1 protein-coding gene is annotated in these 1,632 nt (G+C 71.4%); it reads right to left on the reverse strand.

Translation table 11 applies throughout. The features are described from left to right. Positions 1–139 precede the first annotated feature (139 nt). Complete coding sequence (locus QH283_RS27695) at positions 140–1,477, reverse strand: ammonium transporter (protein WP_280505873.1); 1,338 nt, start codon at positions 1,475–1,477, stop codon at positions 140–142. Positions 1,478–1,632: the final 155 nt, after the last annotated feature.

Raw genomic sequence — 1,632 nt, forward strand, 5'->3', positions numbered from 1 at the left:
TGTGGCCCGTGGGTATGAAATCCCCCAAAACCCCCCCCCGACCCCCCCCCCCCCCCCCATAAACCCGCCAACAACCCTCCCCCGGTCTCCATCGCTGGGGGCGGCCCGGTCCCGCGCCCCCCTCTTCGCTGGGAAGAACTCAGCCGCGGACCACCTCCAGCGGCTCCCCGGCGGGCGCCTGGAGGGTGCTCGCGGGCTCGGCGTGGCCGCGGGGCGACTGCGCGGGCTCGGGAGTGTCCTCGTAGGCGTTCTCGGCGTGCAGGACGATGTCGAGGCCGAGACGCTCGGTCTCGTCGTCGACGCGGATGCCCATGACACGATCGACGATCTTCGCGAGCACCCAGGTGACGGTGAAGGTGTAGGCGAACACCGCGGCGATGGCCAGGGCCTGGCGGCCGAGCAGATCGATGCTGCCGCCGTAGAACAGGCCCTTCGCGCCGCTGGGGGCGGTGGGCGCGGCGAGCAGGCCGATGAGCAGGCCACCGACGACGCCGCCGATGAAGTGCAGGGCGGTCACGTCGAGCGCGTCGTCGAAGCGGAAGCGGTGCTTGAGCAGGACCGCGAAGTAGCAGACCAGGCCCGCGGCGACGCCGATGGCCAGCGCGCCGATCGGCGACACCGCGCCGCAGGACGGGGTGATGGCCACCAGGGCGGCGATGGCGCCCGAGGCCGCGCCGAGGGTGGTGGGCGCGCCGTCGCGGACGCGCTCGACGACCAGCCAGGCGCAGGTGCCCGCACAGGCGGCGACGAGGGTGTTGAAGACCGCGACGGCCGCGTTGTTGTCGGCCGCGCCGAGCGCGCTGCCGTCGAAGCCGAGCCAGCCGGTGAGCAGCAGGCCGACGCCGAGGATCACGAACGGCAGGTTGTGCGCCTTGGGCTGCACCGGCCAGGTGCGGCGACGGCCGAGCACGATGGCGATGGCAAGGGCGGCCACACCCGAGTTGACGTGGATGGCGGTCGAGCCCGCGTAGTCGACGGCTTCCAGGGTGTTGGCGATCCAGCCGCCGGTGACCGCGCCGTCCTCGGAGTCGAAGGCGAACACCCAGTGCGCGACCGGGAAGTAGACCAGCGTCACCCACAGCGCCGAGAACAGCATCCAGGCGCCGAACTTCATCCGGTCGGCCACCGCGCCCGCGACGATGCCGATGGTCAGGCCGGCGAAGCACAGGTGGATGGCGGCCAGGCCGAGCGGCGGCAGCGCGTCGCCCTCACCCGCCTCGAGCAGCCGGCCGAGGCCGGCGAACTCGGTCGGGTCACCCAGCAGCCCGGCGCCGCCCAGGGAGTCGCCGAACACCATCGAGTAGCCGAACGCGACCCACAGGAAGGCGGTCAGACAGAACGAGACGAACACCATCAGCATCATGTTCATCGTGGTCCGGCGGCTGACCATGCCGCCGTAGAAGAGGACCAGGCCCGGAAGCATGAGCGCGACGGCCAGGATCGCCGTCAGCAGCCATGCGGTATTGCCGCTGTCCATGGGGGTTCTCCACTCGGGTCGGGGCCGCGGCGCCCGAGGGCGAACCGGCGGCAACTTTCGATGTTCTATCGAAACCCTGCGCCCGGCTCTTTTCGAAACTGTATGCAACGTGTGCCGGGCCGGTAAACCCGACTCGACGCCCGCACGGGCGGCAG

The sequence above is a fragment of the Nocardia farcinica genome, assembly GCF_029867845.1.
Classification (GTDB): Bacteria; Actinomycetota; Actinomycetes; order Mycobacteriales; family Mycobacteriaceae; genus Nocardia; species Nocardia farcinica_A.